The sequence below is a fragment of the Curtobacterium sp. VKM Ac-2922 genome, from assembly GCF_022815645.1.
In the GTDB taxonomy this organism is placed as follows: domain Bacteria; phylum Actinomycetota; class Actinomycetes; order Actinomycetales; family Microbacteriaceae; genus Curtobacterium.
Window position 1 is genome coordinate 356434 of record NZ_JALGRO010000001.1, and the last position, 15544, is coordinate 371977.

Annotated in this window: 18 protein-coding genes; 7 read left to right on the top strand and 11 right to left on the bottom strand. The window is 68.0% G+C overall.

Features of this window, described 5'->3' with window-relative positions; genetic code table 11:
• Window positions 1-924 precede the first annotated feature (924 nt).
• Window positions 925-1845: a hypothetical protein gene (locus MT346_RS01680; RefSeq protein ID WP_243561016.1), complete on the top strand. Its 921-nt coding sequence runs from the start codon at window positions 925-927 to the stop codon at window positions 1843-1845.
• Here the strand turns inward: MT346_RS01680 and MT346_RS01685 are convergent.
• A complete protein-coding gene (locus MT346_RS01685) occupies window positions 1813-2808 on the bottom strand; it encodes a hypothetical protein (RefSeq protein WP_243561017.1) in 996 nt (331 codons plus the stop codon). The genes MT346_RS01680 and MT346_RS01685 overlap by 33 nt on opposite strands.
• A gap of 366 nt (window positions 2809-3174) precedes the next feature.
• Here MT346_RS01685 and MT346_RS01690 point away from each other — a divergent pair, with 366 nt between their 5' ends.
• From MT346_RS01690 to MT346_RS01700, 3 genes are read left to right on the top strand one after another with little or no spacing between them, the layout of a single operon-like run.
• Window positions 3175-3942: a hypothetical protein gene (locus MT346_RS01690; RefSeq protein ID WP_243561018.1), complete on the top strand. Its 768-nt coding sequence runs from the start codon at window positions 3175-3177 to the stop codon at window positions 3940-3942.
• Window positions 3939-4565 (top strand): hypothetical protein, encoded by a 627-nt coding sequence (locus MT346_RS01695; RefSeq protein WP_243561019.1) that lies wholly within the window; start codon window positions 3939-3941, stop codon window positions 4563-4565. Before MT346_RS01690 ends, MT346_RS01695 begins: the two co-directional genes overlap by 4 nt.
• A 38-nt stretch (window positions 4566-4603) precedes the next feature.
• Window positions 4604-5470: a hypothetical protein gene (locus MT346_RS01700; RefSeq protein WP_243561020.1), complete on the top strand. Its 867-nt coding sequence runs from the start codon at window positions 4604-4606 to the stop codon at window positions 5468-5470.
• Between the two features lie 332 nt (window positions 5471-5802).
• Here MT346_RS01700 and MT346_RS01705 read toward each other — a convergent pair whose 3' ends face one another.
• The 6 genes from MT346_RS01705 to MT346_RS01730 all read right to left on the bottom strand — a co-directional run bounded on the left by MT346_RS01705 (window position 5803) and on the right by MT346_RS01730 (window position 9307).
• Window positions 5803-6090 (bottom strand): hypothetical protein, encoded by a 288-nt coding sequence (locus MT346_RS01705; RefSeq protein ID WP_243561021.1) that lies wholly within the window; start codon window positions 6088-6090, stop codon window positions 5803-5805.
• Window positions 6091-6277: 187 nt separating this feature from the next.
• Window positions 6278-6934 carry a hypothetical protein gene (locus tag MT346_RS01710; protein WP_243561022.1) on the bottom strand — a complete coding sequence of 219 codons (657 nt, stop codon included), beginning with the start codon at window positions 6932-6934 and terminating at the stop codon, window positions 6278-6280.
• Complete coding sequence (locus MT346_RS01715) at window positions 6888-7469, bottom strand: hypothetical protein (RefSeq protein WP_243561023.1); 582 nt, start codon at window positions 7467-7469, stop codon at window positions 6888-6890. Before MT346_RS01715 ends, MT346_RS01710 begins: the two co-directional genes overlap by 47 nt.
• Window positions 7470-7568: 99 nt before the next feature.
• A complete protein-coding gene (locus MT346_RS01720; protein ID WP_243561024.1) occupies window positions 7569-8048 on the bottom strand; it encodes a DUF4265 domain-containing protein in 480 nt (159 codons plus the stop codon).
• A gap of 90 nt (window positions 8049-8138) precedes the next feature.
• Window positions 8139-8360, bottom strand: a complete 222-nt coding sequence (locus tag MT346_RS01725; RefSeq protein ID WP_243561025.1) for a hypothetical protein — start codon at window positions 8358-8360, stop codon at window positions 8139-8141.
• Between the two features lie 47 nt (window positions 8361-8407).
• A complete protein-coding gene (locus MT346_RS01730) occupies window positions 8408-9307 on the bottom strand; it encodes a sigma-70 family RNA polymerase sigma factor (RefSeq protein ID WP_243561026.1) in 900 nt (299 codons plus the stop codon).
• A gap of 210 nt (window positions 9308-9517) precedes the next feature.
• Between MT346_RS01730 and MT346_RS01735 the strand changes: the two genes are divergently transcribed.
• Entirely contained in the window at window positions 9518-10423 is a 906-nt protein-coding gene (locus MT346_RS01735) for a DUF2268 domain-containing protein (RefSeq protein ID WP_243561027.1), read from the top strand.
• A gap of 221 nt (window positions 10424-10644) precedes the next feature.
• Here the strand turns inward: MT346_RS01735 and MT346_RS01740 are convergent, their stop codons facing one another.
• The 3 genes from MT346_RS01740 to MT346_RS01750 all read right to left on the bottom strand — a co-directional run bounded on the left by MT346_RS01740 (window position 10645) and on the right by MT346_RS01750 (window position 12167).
• Window positions 10645-10995: a hypothetical protein gene (locus tag MT346_RS01740; protein WP_243561028.1), complete on the bottom strand. Its 351-nt coding sequence runs from the start codon at window positions 10993-10995 to the stop codon at window positions 10645-10647.
• 104 nt (window positions 10996-11099) lie between these two features.
• Window positions 11100-11522, bottom strand: a complete 423-nt coding sequence (locus tag MT346_RS01745; protein WP_243561029.1) for a hypothetical protein — start codon at window positions 11520-11522, stop codon at window positions 11100-11102.
• 78 nt (window positions 11523-11600) lie between these two features.
• Window positions 11601-12167, bottom strand: a complete 567-nt coding sequence (locus MT346_RS01750; protein ID WP_243561030.1) for a YbhB/YbcL family Raf kinase inhibitor-like protein — start codon at window positions 12165-12167, stop codon at window positions 11601-11603.
• Window positions 12168-13128: 961 nt separating this feature from the next.
• On the opposite strand from MT346_RS01750, the gene MT346_RS01755 reads away from it, so the two are divergent.
• Window positions 13129-13554 carry a hypothetical protein gene (locus tag MT346_RS01755; RefSeq protein ID WP_243561031.1) on the top strand — a complete coding sequence of 142 codons (426 nt, stop codon included), beginning with the start codon at window positions 13129-13131 and terminating at the stop codon, window positions 13552-13554.
• A gap of 29 nt (window positions 13555-13583) precedes the next feature.
• Here the strand turns inward: MT346_RS01755 and MT346_RS01760 are convergent, their stop codons facing one another.
• Window positions 13584-14831 (bottom strand): MFS transporter, encoded by a 1248-nt coding sequence (locus MT346_RS01760; protein WP_243561032.1) that lies wholly within the window; start codon window positions 14829-14831, stop codon window positions 13584-13586.
• Between the two features lie 117 nt (window positions 14832-14948).
• On the opposite strand from MT346_RS01760, the gene MT346_RS01765 reads away from it, so the two are divergent.
• Window positions 14949-15485 carry an AAA family ATPase gene (locus MT346_RS01765; protein WP_243561033.1) on the top strand — a complete coding sequence of 179 codons (537 nt, stop codon included), beginning with the start codon at window positions 14949-14951 and terminating at the stop codon, window positions 15483-15485.
• The last annotated feature ends 59 nt before the right edge of the window (window positions 15486-15544 follow it).

Genomic DNA, 15544 nt, shown 5'->3' on the forward strand with positions numbered 1-15544 from the left:
GGTCATATGGCTTTGGCGCCGGCAGTGGTGATGACGTCGATATCCGCCTTTGAAGGATTCGTCGAAGAGTTCGTGGCCGTGGTGGGCGCGAAGCGTGGGCTGAGTTTCGCCCAGATCGCAAAGCTCGCGCATTACAACTCTCCTTCGTTGAAGGAATTTGAGCAGTCCCTGGTTAGTCAGCTGGGCAGCTGGCGTTCACCCGATTGGAGGCCAACGTGGTCCCTCGCGGTGAATGATCCACCCACTCTTGGTAGCCGGTCAACTTGGTGGGGTAGCAAGACGCTTACCTGGGGCGAGGCCCTTGATGCTGCGGAAGGTTGGCTGCAAGTACGTCATCTGCTCTCGCATGGGCTAACCCGCGGCTACCTTCCTGAAGTCTGGCCGGGTCCAATGAAGACGGGCGTTGCGGCGAGTGACGTACTTCGGCCGCAATCGGGCGGTAGGCATTCCCTGACCTTTCACGGCGCTATCAGCTGCGCACGAGTCTTTCGTCATGGCGCAGAAGCTTTGTCAGAGCAGGCCGCGCTGCTACTGGGAGAGAGGCCGCCACGGTGGCGCGCCGTACCCGAATTCAACATGTGATCACGACACTGGATGAGGGCGCCGCCGGGGCGGTTTGCCCGATGAGGGATCGGCTGCCGGACGGATCAGCGGTCCAGCATGTCGCGCACGAGGTGACTGCACGACCAGGCGCCCATCGTCCGCACCCCAGTCACCGGCCCACCACGATGAAGCAGCCCACTGCCTCCACCCTGCCAAGGCCGGATACTGCCGAGCCAGCCGAGCCAGCTGCCGCTGCAACGGCAGTCGGTGCTGGTCGAACCCCCGCTCGCTGCGCCGCCAACTCAGGTGAGCGCCGCAGCATGGGTGCCGGTTCCTGCCGACGAGCTCGAGTTCGTGTGACCGGTCGGTAGGGTCGTCGTCGTGGGGAACTCAGTCTCGCTGTTGGTGCTTTCCGGTCCGTCCGCCGAAGTGTCCGCTGAGGTGGACATGGAGTCGGTGGCTGGCGAGTGGACGACACAGTACATCCTTCCGTTTCTATGGATGGGGTTTGTCCCCAATGCTGAGTGGGAACGGCACGCATCCCGACTGCACGACGTGCTGGAGTCCGGGGCGTCGCCTGAGGCGGACGCGTGTGACGTGTCCATTCCCTGGCCCACGGCAGAGCAGCAGTTCCAGACTCGTCTGCCGCAGGTCGCCGCAGTGTGGCCCGAGGTCGAGGAACCCGCACGGCGGTTGCTGGCAGACGTCGCTTCGGTCGCGGCCCGCACCGACGGGGCAGCGGTCCGGCTGCAGCTCACCGAGCTCGTCGAGATGTCCTGGGGCGATGAATCCGACTTCGAGCAGTACGTTTCCGACGTCATGAGCGACGCCGGTCTCTGGTCCGAACCGAATCGGCTCCTGCAAGGCAAGATCACCGAGGTGCACCGCGCGGTGGCAGCCGCAGAACCGGAACGGTCCTTCCTGCTCGGTGGGGAGTGGACGTACGGTGGGACACCGGAGCAGAGGTCAACACCACCGGAGCTGCCGGTACCGGTCGAACGACCGAAGGTGCCGAAACCAGCCGGAGTGCCCGCGCAGCAGTGGCAGAGCGGGTACGGGCCGCACGGCGAAGACCTGTGGGAAGCCGCCGAGTATCAAGCGCTGGTTCGCGCCGCCGGCGGTGACCACCTGCCCTGGTACTGGGCGGTGAGCATCGCGGTGGTGTTCGGTGTGGTGCTGTGGCTCATCATCGGGATGTCCACCCAGTCGATCGTGTGGGCCGTCATCGTTGGCGGGGCAGCCCTCGTAGGCATCGTCACCTGGTGGGTTTCAGCGGTGCGGCGGGACGCGGCGAAGGCCTGACTGGACGTCGCGCGCAAGGTCGATGAGGTGATCGAGCGCGTCCGGCAGGAAGGAGAACCGGCGGCCCTCTGACCACGCTCCCCCGCGTTCGTCTGTTGCCCACACGCGCCACCATCCGTCGTCCGGGGCGATGGCGAGAGCGTCGGGCATCGCCCCATCCTCAGGCCAACGAATGAGCAGGCGCTCCCGATCGGCCATGTCACGGGCGTCGTCGAAATCGATCACCGGAAGCGGATGCAGCCACCGTTCTACGTGGACGACGATGCGTCTCCCCGTCGTCCCGTCCCATTCAACGATGAGGCCGGCGTCGATGAGCGCCGCGGCAACCTTCTGTCCCGCGTCGAGCCGCGACTGGTCCTCGATGGCGGCTCGGCCTCGGTCGGTCAGCATCGCCCGGTTCACGGTCTCATCGTCGAAGCTCGGGGATGTGGTGAACGCACCGAATGCGATGAACAGCTTCGCTGGCATCTCCGAGAGCACTGCGGCGTCCTGCTCATGGAAGTACGCGTACGCCCACTCATCGTGACCGCCGTCGGCCGTTGGATGGCGGGCTGCCCTCGCCAGCGCGAACGCGGACGACTGGTCGTCGCCGAGACATTCGCCGGTGACGAAGCCGGCGCCGCTCAGATGCTTGAATGCGGCAGCGACCCGATGATGCTCCGACGCTGCCATCGCTTCGTAATCGGCTTCGTCGAGGCGACGGCCGTGCCAAAGCGTCCGAGCCATCCAGGTGACATCGTGCCGGAACGTCTCCTCGGTGCGTTCCGTCTCGGTCTCAAGCGCTTCCTGGTACTCCTCGACCAGATCCTGGACGACGTCTTCGAGGCGGCTGTAGCCGGGCAGGAGCCGTTCGCTGACGATGCCGTAGAGGTCTTCGTCGTCGGGTACGACGTCGTCGAGAACGTCGTACTGCGACTGGTTGATGACCGGTTTCGGCTGCCGCCGCCAGAAGAGGATCCCCACGACGGCAGCCTATGCGGCGTTACCAATACGCCGCTGCCGGGCTACGGTCCGGTTCGGGCAGCCCCTCCGCTGTGAGACGGTCCGGACGGAACGCCGGCTTGTCGACGCCAGCGACGTCGTCCCAGCCGTACCCGCGGTCGCTCTTGGACGGGCTGTCGACGAACGCTGGCCAGTCGGGGGTGATGGTGGTGGTCAGCGTGCCCGGGATGCGTGCGGACTACCCGGAACCGCTCATCCGGTCGATGAGGACGACCTCGGCGCCTTCGAAGGTCAGCTTCCGCCCTGGGTTGAGGCTGACGCCATCGGTCGGACCCACCTTCAGCTCATCGACGCTACGTCGGCCGGCAACTCGGGGCCGGTCCGCGCATGGACCCGGTGACCCGCCGCATTGGTGGGGCCGAGGACGGCGCTGTGCGCCTTACCGTCAGTGCGGGACCCTGGGGAGGACCCGTCGTGGACCCGAACACCGCTGAGATGCCGTATGACACTGTCTGGCAGCATCGGCACGGTCATGGTCCTCGTCGGGAGTCCCCACCTCGTCGTGAACCTTCGACGCAGTACCAAAAGGAAGGGCAGCCGATGACCGACGAGAAGCGCACTTCCCCGCGGAAGATCGGCACATGGAAGGCGCTCCTCGGTGGTGCCGGATTCGTCGCCGCGTTCATCCTCGCACCGCTGTTCGGCGGGGTGTTCATCATTGGCTCAATCGCCGGCTTCATCGCCGACGGGTACCGGCTGCACCAAGACGACGTCCTTCGTGCGACCGGTACGGCGGCCACAGTCACCGTCGTCGACGTCGACGTCCGACGGTTCACGGAGAACTGGGGACGAACCCGCACCGAATGCGTGCCGATTGTCACCGGGACCGCGAACGGGAAACAGCACACGTGGGACCTCGTACGACACGCCGACTGTGGCGACTTCTTCGCGGCCGGCCAGCACGTGCAGGTCAGGTACGACCCGCAGGACCTCGACCGTGTGGTGCTCACCGACCAGAACGCACCGGACGTGAACCGGCACAACCTCGGCGTTGACGTGCAGATCCTCGTCGTCGGCGTCGCACTCTCCGCCGTCGGTACCGGCTTCTGGGTCTGGCTGGCCGGCCGCAACAAGCGCCCCACGAACCAGCCTTGACCTGTCGGGCAGAGCTGCAGGACGCGCTCCGTCAGCACCGCATCATCAATGTGCACGACCTCGCGAAGGCGCACGCCGCAGCGATCAGCGACGCCCTTCCGCACATCGTGTTCAGCAAGGGCGGGACGTGGGACTTCACCGGCCACCAGGTCCTCCGATCCGGCTACCGCACCGACCCGGACAGTGCCTACCCGCTCGACCGGAACAAGCGCTTCCGCGGCCGGACCGCTTCAGGCCCGTCGCTCGACCAGGCCAAGGCGTGGGCGGACTCGCTCCGGGGCTCGTTCTCGCAGCACCCTGGTGGTGACGCCGTCGCGGGGAACCCACGCTTCCTGGCGGGCGACCTGCCAACCGGTCTGGACGAGCTCGGCTACGTCGTACCGACGGATGGCGAACACCGGCAGGCGCAGGTCGCCGAGCCCCGGGGAGTGCAGGGTTGCCCACACCGGTGTTGGTTCCGCCAGAGGCTCGTGGTCGCCCCTCAGGTCCCCCGGAAGCGTGTCGAGGACGGCAAGGGTCCGCTTCGGATGCTCCGGCGGGCTCCACGTGCACTTCGGGTCCGCCATCAGACCATCGTGCCTTCGCGTCGGCTGGCAGCGCTGTTCGATACGGTCGGAGTGTGATGGGGGAAGTAGTCGCAGCCGGTACCGACGCACGTCCAGTGACAGTGCGGAGCAGCCGGGTCGCTCCGATCGCGTGGACGATGCTGTCCGCCGGCGTTGTCGCGTTCGGGTTCTGGTTGGCGTCGACAGGTGCGGTGTTCGGCGATGCGGTGTTCACCCGCGTATGGACCAGCGGCCTCGCCCTCATCCTTGGAGGGCTTGCGTTGCTGTTCTCTGTTGCGGCGCTCCGCAGCCGCGTGACGGTGTTCCCCGACCGGTTGGAAGCAGTCAATGGCATCGGCCGGAAACGGGTCATCGGCCCCGGTGAGCTCGCCCGGTTCCGAGCATCCGGGAAGGGCAACGACGTCATCAGCGGCTCCACGTTCCGCGGCCGCGGGTTCACATCGAACCGGTTCCACCGCAACTACGCCGCCCTGGAGGAGTGGCTGGACCTGAACGCCGGTGCGCCGTGGGTGGAGTTCAAGGAGTTCTTCGGCAAGCTCACCGTCCGGAAGGGCCCGCAACCGGTCAAGGACGTGTTCACGACGCTGCTGGCCGTCGGCTTCTTCATCATCACGTTGCTGATGCTCCCCGGCCTATGGGTCATCAGCGCGTACGACGACGCGCATGAGGAGCAGGTGACGTGCTCTGTCACCGCGGCGGAAGCGATCACAGTGTCGAGCACATCCTCGAAGGGCATCGGTTCGTCCCGGCCGGGCGTCGGCATCGAAACGTCGAATTGCGGACGGCTGACCCTGACCCGCGGCGTCTACGACGACAACCGTGACGACATCGCACAGTCGTTGAACCACTCGAAGGGCTCGCACGTGTTCACCGTCGGCGGTGGCACGTTCTGGCTGCGGGAGAACATGTCGTGGTTCACGTTCGTGCCCTCCCCCACCGTGTACAACGTCAGCGGAGTTTGAGACGACTTTGGGGGAAGTGACAGTTTTGCGGCCACCCCGAACTCCGTGGTTGCGAATCGAGGGTGCCGGGCGACGAGTACGAGCCCGGTGACGGCCAGTCCGCCGCCGAGGCCCAGCCGAGAATCGACCAGGTGGCCCGATACGCGTCGCACATCGGTTCCGTGGGCGGGGCAGACGGTGATGATCTCGGCGTAGCCCGAAAGCGCCCCGCGATGCCCTGCCTGGTTGGTCGCCGTTGACGTTCCAGACCCGCGCGACCCCTGGTCCGGACAACGCGGTGCGTCGACCGTGTCCGAGCGACCCTCATTCAGGTCAGCACCGTGACAGGACTGTTACGACTGGCTCAGCATCTTCGCGACACCGGCACCCCCGGTGAAGATGTACGCCGTTCCGCCGCCGAAGTTGAAGCCTGTCGGGTACTCGTCGAGTGCCGCAACGAACGTTGGTGCCTCCGCGGGAGTCTCGTCGTTCTGGATCCAGTCGGGGGTGCCGCTGTACTGGCCGATGACACGGATGCCGTCGGCGGCGGCTTCTGCCGATGCGTCGTTGAACGAATCCGCGCTGTAGGTGCGGGCGCCGATGCTCGTAGAACGCAGCGGCCGTGACGTCCTCGGCGTCATGGACGTCATTCGTCAAGCTGACCGATCGTCGGTACACCCGCGCATGGTGGCGATCGAAGAGCGCAGCGAACGAACTCCCGTCGTTGCATAGCAACTCAGCCCAGAGCGGGCCATCGTCCGGGACTGCTGCGGGGTCGATTGACTCATTCCGATGGGCCGCCACCGGGGACCACCGCAGGGTCGGCGTCTACAACGGCGTCGATGTGCACAGGACGACACTTGGGATGGCCACCGCGTACTGCACAAACGAGGACAAGGCGCACGACTGCCCGAGCTGAGTGGACTCGTCGTTCCAGAACCCCGTCCACGGCGACGCGGGCAAGCGCGCCGCCGACCGGAGAGTCCGGACTCGACGCCGACGACTGAGCATGCTTGCATCGTGACCATGGACGACGTGGCCGCAGACGAACACCGCGCGTACTCGAAGGCATTCATTGCTCAGCTCCACCATCTGTTCAAGACCGACGCCGACTGGAACAAGGACATGGAGTGGGTCGGCGCTCGCGCCCAGACTGATGACGTTGCCGTCGTGCTCTACCGGGACCGACCCGAGGGTCCAGTTCTCGGTCGTCGCTACCACCTGGCGCAGGATCGTGCGCTGTTCACCGACAACGGCCCCGCAGCCCTGGCGACGGAGGCATGGAACGCTGACGTTGCCGATCCATCTGGCCCGGGTGCGGTCCGCGAAGTGGATTGGGCTGATGGCTTGTGTGATGCTCCCGGTGACGTGCGTTGGGTTGGAGTGACCGAACAGCCTTTGGTTCGACGACCGGCGTGGATCCAGCGGGAAGCTGCGTTCACGGCCGCTGTGGGTCGAAAGCCGCTTCTTGGTGTCGCTGCCCACCGGCCTTCTTCGTCGCCCGTCTGGTCAACGCGGTTGCTTCCCCTCCGAGCACGGGGTCGTCGACCAGGGAAGCGACGAAGGACCGACCTTCGTCCCCGCCGAGCCGCATGATTCGCTGGAGGAAGTAGATCGGCAGTTCGTCCGACGGGTGGCGGTCACGCGTCAGCGTGATGAGGTCACCGATCTGCTGCTTCGTGACGCACGCGTCGAGAGCGACCGCGGCTCCTTCGCGTGCGCCGTCATCGGTTGCGTGCCGGTAGCAGGCGATGAGCCGGTCCCAGTACTGCACGGCGGGTTTGACCGCGAGCGATCGGCCGATCCCCTCCATCACGCGCGAGGGGTACGTCGCGTGCTCGAGGTGCTCGATCAGGATGGGAAGAGCCGCCGGACAGGGCTCGGAGAGGCTCAGGAGATCCCACACCGACTCCACTTCGAGGCCCACGGTGGCCAGTTCCTCGAGCAGGGGTCGGTGGGCCCTGCATTCGGCGGCGAGGCGTTCGGCCCTCGCATGCTCGATGGCTGCCCGAGCAGCCATGAACTCAGGGTCGGCTTCGAGCCGGTCGTTGAGCTCGACCGCGGAGACGGGGTGTCGACGTGCCACGTCTGGGAATCCAAGCACGGCCCGTGGGTGAAGTCACGTCCAGACGGTCTCGTACTCCAGCACACCTTCTCGCTCCAGCTGGTCGAGCTCGCGGCGGAGATCCAGCATGCGCTCCTCACCGACCACGGAGCAGGCGACGAGGCGCCCGAGCATCTCCACCTCTGCTTCGTGAGTGCGGAGCAGCGTCCGGAAGGCGGTGACATCTGCGTCCTGCGTCACGAGGACCCGGATGGACCAGTGGTCGCTCCGCTCGACGACCTCCCCAGGAGCGAGGCCGACTTCACCGTGGTCCTCGAGTGTGACGACGTCGCCGAGGCTGTACCCGTACGTGAAGAACGGGATGCAACAGAGCCGGTACCGTCCATCACCGGCCCGTTGGAAGAGCAGCTGCTCGCAACCGAGCGTGCCCGGCCCGCTGCCATCGAACTTCGCGTTCGCGACGAAGTCGACCCGATCTCCCCATGCCGGCGACCGGTGGACCGCCCACTCGTCCGGATTCGGCGTGACCGACACTGGTTCCCCTTCCCCGCAACTTCGTGTCCGTTCTCGTCGACTGGTCTCACTGCAGACGATTGGACGGCAGACGGCTGGACCGTCCGGCGATCACGGAAGCGCCGCGAAGTCCCGCTTGACACGGTTGTACCAGTCCATCGATTTCTTCGGGTGCCTCCATCGTCCCTTCATCGCCTCGCGCGCCGCGACGTGCGTCTGGTCACCCGCTCTGACCGCGTCCCGGAGGTGCCGGTCCTGCGCCTTGATGACCGCATCGGCCGTGGAGCCCTGGTGCTCGAGCATGCAGGGTCCGCCGAGGTCGTGGCAGGTCATGGTCTTCATCGTCGTCTCCGCTCCTCGGGCCGCGTGGTCCGCTGCCCTCACTCGTTCGACGGATCGTCGGCCACGAACGTGACCGGCGCGCCTCGGGTCGAGCGGCGACGATGGACGACCTCGGTCAGGACCGCCGGGTCCGCGCGGAACGTGATGGCCTCGACCAGGCCGTCGACCACCGTGAAGTCGAAGGCGACCATCGGCCGCCCACGGTGGAACCACGCCGCGCCGGGTCGACCGCCCACGAGTGCGGGCACCGCCGCCCGGGCACTGCCGTCGAAGAAGGCCGCGACCGCTTCTCGGCCGTCGATGGCGCGAGGCGTGCCCGCTGCGATCGCGGCGGGGTCCGCCCCGACGGTCGCGCCCGGCGCGAGCAGGGACAGCAACCGCCCGAGGTCCCCGCCCCGTGCCGCTGACATGAACGCATCGACCACCTCGGCATCGCCCATGACGCCGTCACGCTCCGCGTCCGCCAGACGCGCGCGGGCCCGTGAAGCGAGTTTCCGCGCCGCCTCGGGCGTGCGATCGAGGATCGTGCCGATCGTGGTGAAGTCGAATGCGAACACCTCATGGAGCACCCACGCAACACGCTCGGTCGGGGTCAGCTCGTCGAGGACGACGCCCAACGCCTGCCCGACCGCTTCGCGGTGCTCCGTGCGTTGGGCGGGGTCTGCCGCGTCCGCACCACCAGCACCCCGATCGGACTCGACCAGGTCGTCGTGCAGCTCCATGGGCACCGGCACCCGCGCTCGGAGCCGATCGAGGCACAACCGCGTCGTGACCGTGGTCAACCAGGCGGGCACGTTCGTGATCGCGTCAGTGGTGGCGTGGAAGCGGAACCACGCGAGCTGGACGACGTCCTCGGCGTCCCCACGGTCGTCGAGGATCCTGCTCGCGATGTTCACGAGTCGTCGACGCTCGTGCTCGAAGACCTCCGCCTCGCCCATGCGCCCACCCTAGGCCGGCCGCGCCGTCCGGAACGGCGCGACAGCTGGCCTTGGACCCGTGATCCTGCGGACGGGAGGCGCGGGGGGGACCCCGCCCCGCTCCTCCAGTCCGTCGTGAACCCCGTCCAGTGCCGGATCCGCCACCGCAAGCAGGCCGCTGGCCGTTCTGACGGCACTCGCCCGCAGCGTCGATGTCTACGGTTGGGTCCCATGACCGTCACGATGATCGACAGCGCAGCCAGCATGCGGGCTCTGGTGGACACCGCACCTGACCAGTGGCCTGCCGCCGTCCGTCGGCTGTGGGAACCGATGGGTGGGATGTACTCCTTCGTCCCCGGCGGACCGGACCTGGCCGTGGTCCACGCCCAGAACTTCGGGGTCGGTGTGTCCGCGCCTCGGGGCCAGCTGCGCGCGGCCGTCGAGTCCTTGGAGCAGGCAGACGCCTGGGGCCGGATCGAGCGGGCCTTGGCGGACGGGCTGGGCGACCTCGCTGCCGCGAATCCGCACGTGACGGTCCCCGACCTCACCGTCCTGCTCGTGTTGGGGGACCCCGCGAACACGCACTTCATGGACGAGATCCGCGGACTGTCGGCATTCGGTGGCATCAGCGGCTTCATCGCCATCACGGTCTGGCCGACCGAGGAGGTCCTGGGTCGTCTCGAAGGCATCGCATTGCACGAGCTGCACCACAACGTGCGCTACTCACCGGGCGGTGTGGTGTGGAACCCGCAGACCGTCACCGTTGGTGAGCACGTCGTCGCCGAGGGGCTCGCCGACCTGTTCGCCGTCGAGTCCCAGGGGCAGCGAGGCCTGACGCACTTCGTCAGCGAAGCGACCCGGAACAGCGACGACGTGCTCCGCCGGGTCGTCGAGGGACTGGGCGTGACCGGCATGCAGGACTTCGCGGCGTGGGTCCTGGGTGACTCCAGCGCACGTCTGTTCGGGTCGACACCGGTGGGTCTGCCCACGGGCGCCGGGTACGCGGCCGGAGCGCGCATCGTCCAGGCCTACCTGGACGTCACGGGGCAGGACGCGGCTGCCAACGTCACGACCCCGGCATCCGAGATCCTCGCGGTCGCGCTGCCACAGTTGGGTCTGGGAACACAACGCAGCTGATAGGAGATCGCGATCGTGGAGTGCGTCCAGGAACTCGCGCGCCGCGCTGGCATCAGCGTCCGAGCGGAGCCGAGCGCGTACGTCGACGATGAGACGGCGGCACTGCACCGTGGGCGGGGTGTGATCGTCCGTGACGTTCCCGGTGCCGCCCACTCAGTCTGGTACAGCCACTTCGACGAGTTCGTCGCCGCGCTGCCCGAGGTGTTCCAGGAGGTGATCGGTCACGGGGACGGCTCGGTGGAGTCGTGGGACGAGTCCACGTCGCCCTGCCGCTCGTCTCCCGTCGAGAAGAACGCATCGAGGTACTCGTCAGGAGCGAGGTCGGAGTCGCGCATGAGCGAGAAGACCTCGGCTCCGTCGCCGAGGTCGTCGGCGACGGCGTACGCCTGAGCGAGCCCGACGTACTCGGCGTCCACGTTCTCGGCGTACTCAGCGGCTTCGGCCTCGGCTTTCGCGATCGCGTGTGCGAAGTCAGCGGCCAGGACGATCACGACACGCTCCTCGTAGATGCTCTCGACGTGGCGGAACACGCAACGGACTCCGAACCACGCCTCGGTGACGTTCTGGTGCATGGACCGAGCGTAGGTCCCACCCGCGCGAAGCTGGAGGGTGCGCCTGCTCTTCGGCCGGTGATCAGCCACTGGAATCGCCGACCGAGGAGTCGGGGTGCGACGGTTCAGTGCTCGGGTACGTGGACGGTGCCGTCGAACCACGGCAGGCGGTAGCGGGCGGTCCACTCGTCGAAACGCTTCATGTCCAGGAGCGCGTCTTCCCTGATCACTGGACGGGTCTCTCCGGTGCCGCGCGCCAACACGGCGCTGACCTGCTTTCGGAGACGCCTCGTTGCAAGCTGCTGCCACGCGGTCAGCGTGATCTCGCCGCAGATGACGAGGAGCATGCTCCCGAACAGGAGGACGTTCGGCCACATTCGCTCACCGGTCGACTTGAACCCCTGGGCGCCGAACACGATGAGCAGTGTCGCGACGTAGGCGACGAGCAGCCCGCGAGCCGCGTTCTGGGTCACGATCACGGTGCGGCGGGTGTGGGCGGCTTCGGCACCGACGCGGCGTGTCCACTCGTCGCTGAGATCGGGGCCCACACGAGGAGTGTGGCAGGTCCCGGCGCTCTCGTCCCTGCGACCTCGTGCAGCCTCGGTGATGACGCTTGTTGCGTGGTGCTACCGGATCTCGTAGGTGCCGTCGAGCCGGGCGCGGGCGATGACGTGGCCGGTGATCGCGTGGATGGCGTCCTCGAGGGTGAAGGTGTCGGGCAGAGTCAGGTGTTGGTCGAGGGCGAAGAGCTGGAAGACGTAGGAGTGGGGTCCGTGGGAGCGGATCGGGAGGGGGCCGAAGTAGCCGCGGCGGCCGAGGCCGCCCTTGCCGTGGGTGAGCCCGCGGAGGGGGCTGGGGTGGGTGAGAGCGTTCTCCGGGATGCTGCCGAGTGCTGGGTCGATACCGATCGTGAGTGCGTGGGTGGCAGGTCGACCGAACGGGACGTCGGGGTCTTGGGCGATGAGGACGAGTTCCTGGGTACCGGCCGATGGAGTCGTCCATTCCAGAGCCGGCGAGATGTTCGGGCCGCGCATCCTGCCGCGGTGCTTCTCGGGAATGGGTGCCCCGTGGGTGAACGCGGGGCTGGTGAGCGTGAAGGTCTCTGGTGCCTGGAGGGCGGGGTTGGCCCAGGCGAGGGTGTGCTGGCCGGCGCGCCTGTTGCGGAGGAGCAGTCCGAGGGGGTTGGCAGGCATGGTTCGTGGTTCCTTTCGGGTGCGAACGGGGGGGGCGGAGGGTGCGGTCGAAGCGGGTGAAAGCGACCCCCTCGATACCAGCATCGTGCCCGACGGCGGGTCGGGACCCGCTCCCGTGCGCTGACCTTGCCCGGTGCCTGCGGTCCTGAGCGCCCGCAGAGCACGGGCGTTCACGGACCTCGTGCCCGCGGCCACATCACAAGGACTCCTCCCGTGCTCACCGTTCTCCTGCTCCCTGGCGCGCTCCGCGCCTTCGTCCCGGCCTTGCTCGGCCGCTCAGCGCTCGCGATGGCCGGCCTCGGATCGATCCTGGCCGTCCGAGCCAGTACCGGCTCCTTCACCTCCGCCGGTGTGGCCTCCGCGGTGTTCGGACTGGCGAACGTGGTCGCCGCGCCCTGGCGGGCAGGAGCGGTGGACCGGTGGGGCCAACGTCTCGTGCTGAGCCTGTTGGGCATCTCGCAGGCATTCGGCTTTGCGGGGCTCGCGATCGCGGCGGCCGTCGACGCACCGTTCGTGGCCTTCGTGTCGCTCTCCGTGGTCGTCGGTGCGACGGCACCGCCGCTCGGCGCTGCGATGCGCGTCATCTGGGGAGGGATCACCGACGCCGGTGACCAGCGGAAGCAGGCGTTCAGTCTCGACGCGGTCGCCGAGGAACTGCTGTTCGTCGGCGGTCCCGTCGCCATCGCGGCACTCGTCACCACGACGTCCGCGGCGGTCGGACTCCTGGTCACCGGGGTCGTGGTCCTCGTCGGCACACTTGGTCTGACGAGCAGCGCTGCATCCCGGGCACGGACCGGAAGCGCGCTCCCCACCCCCGCGCGTGAGCGTCCCCTGCGTCAACCCGGGTTCCTGCGGGTACTCGTGGTGCTGACCGGCGTCGGCTGCATCCTCGGCGTCGCGGAGATCGTCGCACCGGCTGTCGCTGACGAGAACGGTGCGGTCGCGGCGTCGGGGTTGGTTGATGGCTGCGTTCGCCGGGGGCAGGGCGCTCGGCGGACTTGCCTACGGTCACGTGCGCTGGCGTGCGTCCCTCGGGACCAAGATGCTGCTGCTGGGCATCGGGATGGGCGCCGTCGCGGTCGCTGTGTCGCAGGCCCGTTCGCTCGTGCCGTTCGCCGTCGGGTTGGCGATCCTGGGGGTCTTCCTCGCGCCGTCGCTCGTCACCGGCTACCTCGTCGGGGACGCCATCGTGCCCGAGCGGAGCCGGACCGAGGCCTCGACCTGGGTCAACACAGCGGTGAACCTCGGCGCAGCGATGGCGTCGGCCGTCGCCGGCGTGCTCATCGACCAGACGACCGCGCTCCTGCCCCTGGCACTCGTCGGGCTCCTCGCCGTCCTCAGCTCCACGGTCGTGCCGTGGCGCCGCCTGCGCCACATCGGCGGATGAGGTGCTCCGGTGCTCCGAGTTGTCCGTCCCTACCGGACGGTGTTCGTCCGCAGTGGAGAGCACGCCGCGACGAGGAAGGCGCCGGCGAAGACGAGCGTCACCGCAAGCAGCGCGACCCCATCGCCGGCGACGGTCATGAGTGCGCCGCCAGCCACCGCTCCGGCGGCCGCGAGCGTCCTGTTGGCGCTGCGCATCGTCCCGTTCATCCGGCCCAGGAGCGCATCGGGTGTGGCGGTCTGGCGGAGGCTCATCTCGTTCGCGTTCTCGCACCCCGCGGCAGCGCCGCTCACGGCGAACGCGACGAACAGGACCACGACCGTGCTCGTCGGCGCCGCACCACCGGTGCTGACGATCGCCAGGGCGATCGCCGCCCAAGCGATCGGGTAGGAGGCTCGTGCGGCGATGATCGTGCGGCCCGCGCCGAAACGTGTGCCGAGGTGGGGAGCCGCGGTCGCGCCGAGGAGCATCGCGACGCCGTTGACGGCGAGGATCGCTCCGTACACGACTGCGGGCAGTCCGAGCGTGCGGAGCGCGAGGGTCGCGAAGACGGTAAGTGCGGCCGCGTTGGCGAGGAACCAGAGGTGCGTGGACAGCGCCAGTGGCGCCAACGTCGCGTGCCCGTACGTCCACCGCAGGCCGTCAGCGATGTCGCCCCGCAGCCGCACACCGGCTCGGCGTTCGGGCGTGGGCTCGACGACGCGCACCCGGGAGACGAGGACGGCGTCGACGAAGTAGCTCACGGCGTCGAGCGCGATCGCGATCGGTGCTGTCACGATGCTGACCAGGATGCCTCCGAAGCCGGGGCCGATCGTCTGCGCTGCCGCGTCACTCTGGTCCACCCGCGCGTTCGCTGCCAGCAGCAGCGAGCGGGGCACGATCCGCGGCAGGAGCGACTGCGTGGCAGCGAAGCCCACGACGGACAGGATCCCGAACACGAACAGCGCCGAAGCCGTCACCCAGAGGTCCAGATGTCCCGTCAGCCACAGGAGCGGGATCGTCGCGAGACACAGGCCGCGGCCGACACTCGCCCAGACCAGCAGCGGCTTCCGCCGGAACCGGTCGACGTAGGCGCCGACGATCAGACCGAACAGTGCGTACGGCAGGAACTGGGCTGCGTTCACCAGCCCGACCTCGAACGGACTGGCGTGGAGCACCGTCACCACGAGGACGGGGACGGCCACCGCGCTGATCGCTGATCCGAACGACGACACGGTCGCGGCGGACCAGTACGGGCGGAACCCGGGCACACGACGCAGCGTGGTCACGTCGTCGCCCATGACAGAACGCTCGCAGACCGCAGCCCCACGAGCAAGCACGCACACAACTCCCCCGGTGCCGGTGAACCGCGGAGAGCGAAGACGCCTCTCCTCACGTTCCACCGGTTGGATGGACCCGTGACCATCGTGATCCTCACCGGGATGCCCGGGGCCGGCAAGTCCACCGTGAGTCGCCTGCTCGCGGCGAGGCGCTCGAGGGCAGCGAGGATCTCGGCCGACGATCTCCACTCGATGATCGTCTCCGGGGCCGTCTGGCCGCTCGGACTACCCGCGGACGAAGCCGATCGGCAGGTCGACCTCGTGTACCGGAACCTGTCCGCACTCGCCGAGAACTTCGCGGACGCGGATTTCAACGTGGTCATCGACTGCGTGATCCCGGACGGCGCGCATCTCCAGCGACTCCTCGAGCTCATGTCGCCGCGATCGCCAGAACTCGTCGTCCTCGCACCGGGTGCGGTGACGTGCCGAGAACGAAACGCGGCGAGAGAGGCGAGCGAGAAGTTCGACTTCGACGGGTACGAGCAACTCGATGAGTCCATGCGGGCCGGATTCGGCGGTCGCGGTCGGTGGTTGGACACCAGCAATCTGAGCAAGGACGAGACAGCCGAGCTGATCGAGCAGTACCTCAGCCCGGACGGTGCCCCGTCGCCGTGAACGGTCCGGGACACTTCGAATGATCACTCGTTCGGACACTCGCCGTGCGCGAGCTGCTC

Excerpts from the sequence above, each read along its gene's own strand:
- MT346_RS01690 (WP_243561018.1), top strand. The coding sequence starts at position 3,175 with ATGGACCCGGTGACCCGCCGCATTGGTGGGGCCGAGGACGGCGCTGTG.
- MT346_RS01705 (WP_243561021.1), bottom strand. The coding sequence starts at position 6,090 with ATGACGCCGAGGACGTCACGGCCGCTGCGTTCTACGAGCATCGGCGCC.
- MT346_RS01715 (WP_243561023.1), bottom strand. The coding sequence starts at position 7,469 with ATGGCTGCTCGGGCAGCCATCGAGCATGCGAGGGCCGAACGCCTCGCC.
- MT346_RS01725 (WP_243561025.1), bottom strand. The coding sequence starts at position 8,360 with ATGACCTGCCACGACCTCGGCGGACCCTGCATGCTCGAGCACCAGGGC.
- MT346_RS01730 (WP_243561026.1), bottom strand. The coding sequence starts at position 9,307 with ATGGGCGAGGCGGAGGTCTTCGAGCACGAGCGTCGACGACTCGTGAAC.
- MT346_RS01735 (WP_243561027.1), top strand. The coding sequence starts at position 9,518 with ATGACCGTCACGATGATCGACAGCGCAGCCAGCATGCGGGCTCTGGTG.
- MT346_RS01740 (WP_243561028.1), bottom strand. The coding sequence starts at position 10,995 with ATGCACCAGAACGTCACCGAGGCGTGGTTCGGAGTCCGTTGCGTGTTC.
- MT346_RS01750 (WP_243561030.1), bottom strand. The coding sequence starts at position 12,167 with ATGCCTGCCAACCCCCTCGGACTGCTCCTCCGCAACAGGCGCGCCGGC.
- MT346_RS01755 (WP_243561031.1), top strand. The coding sequence starts at position 13,129 with ATGGCTGCGTTCGCCGGGGGCAGGGCGCTCGGCGGACTTGCCTACGGT.
- MT346_RS01760 (WP_243561032.1), bottom strand. The coding sequence starts at position 14,831 with ATGGGCGACGACGTGACCACGCTGCGTCGTGTGCCCGGGTTCCGCCCG.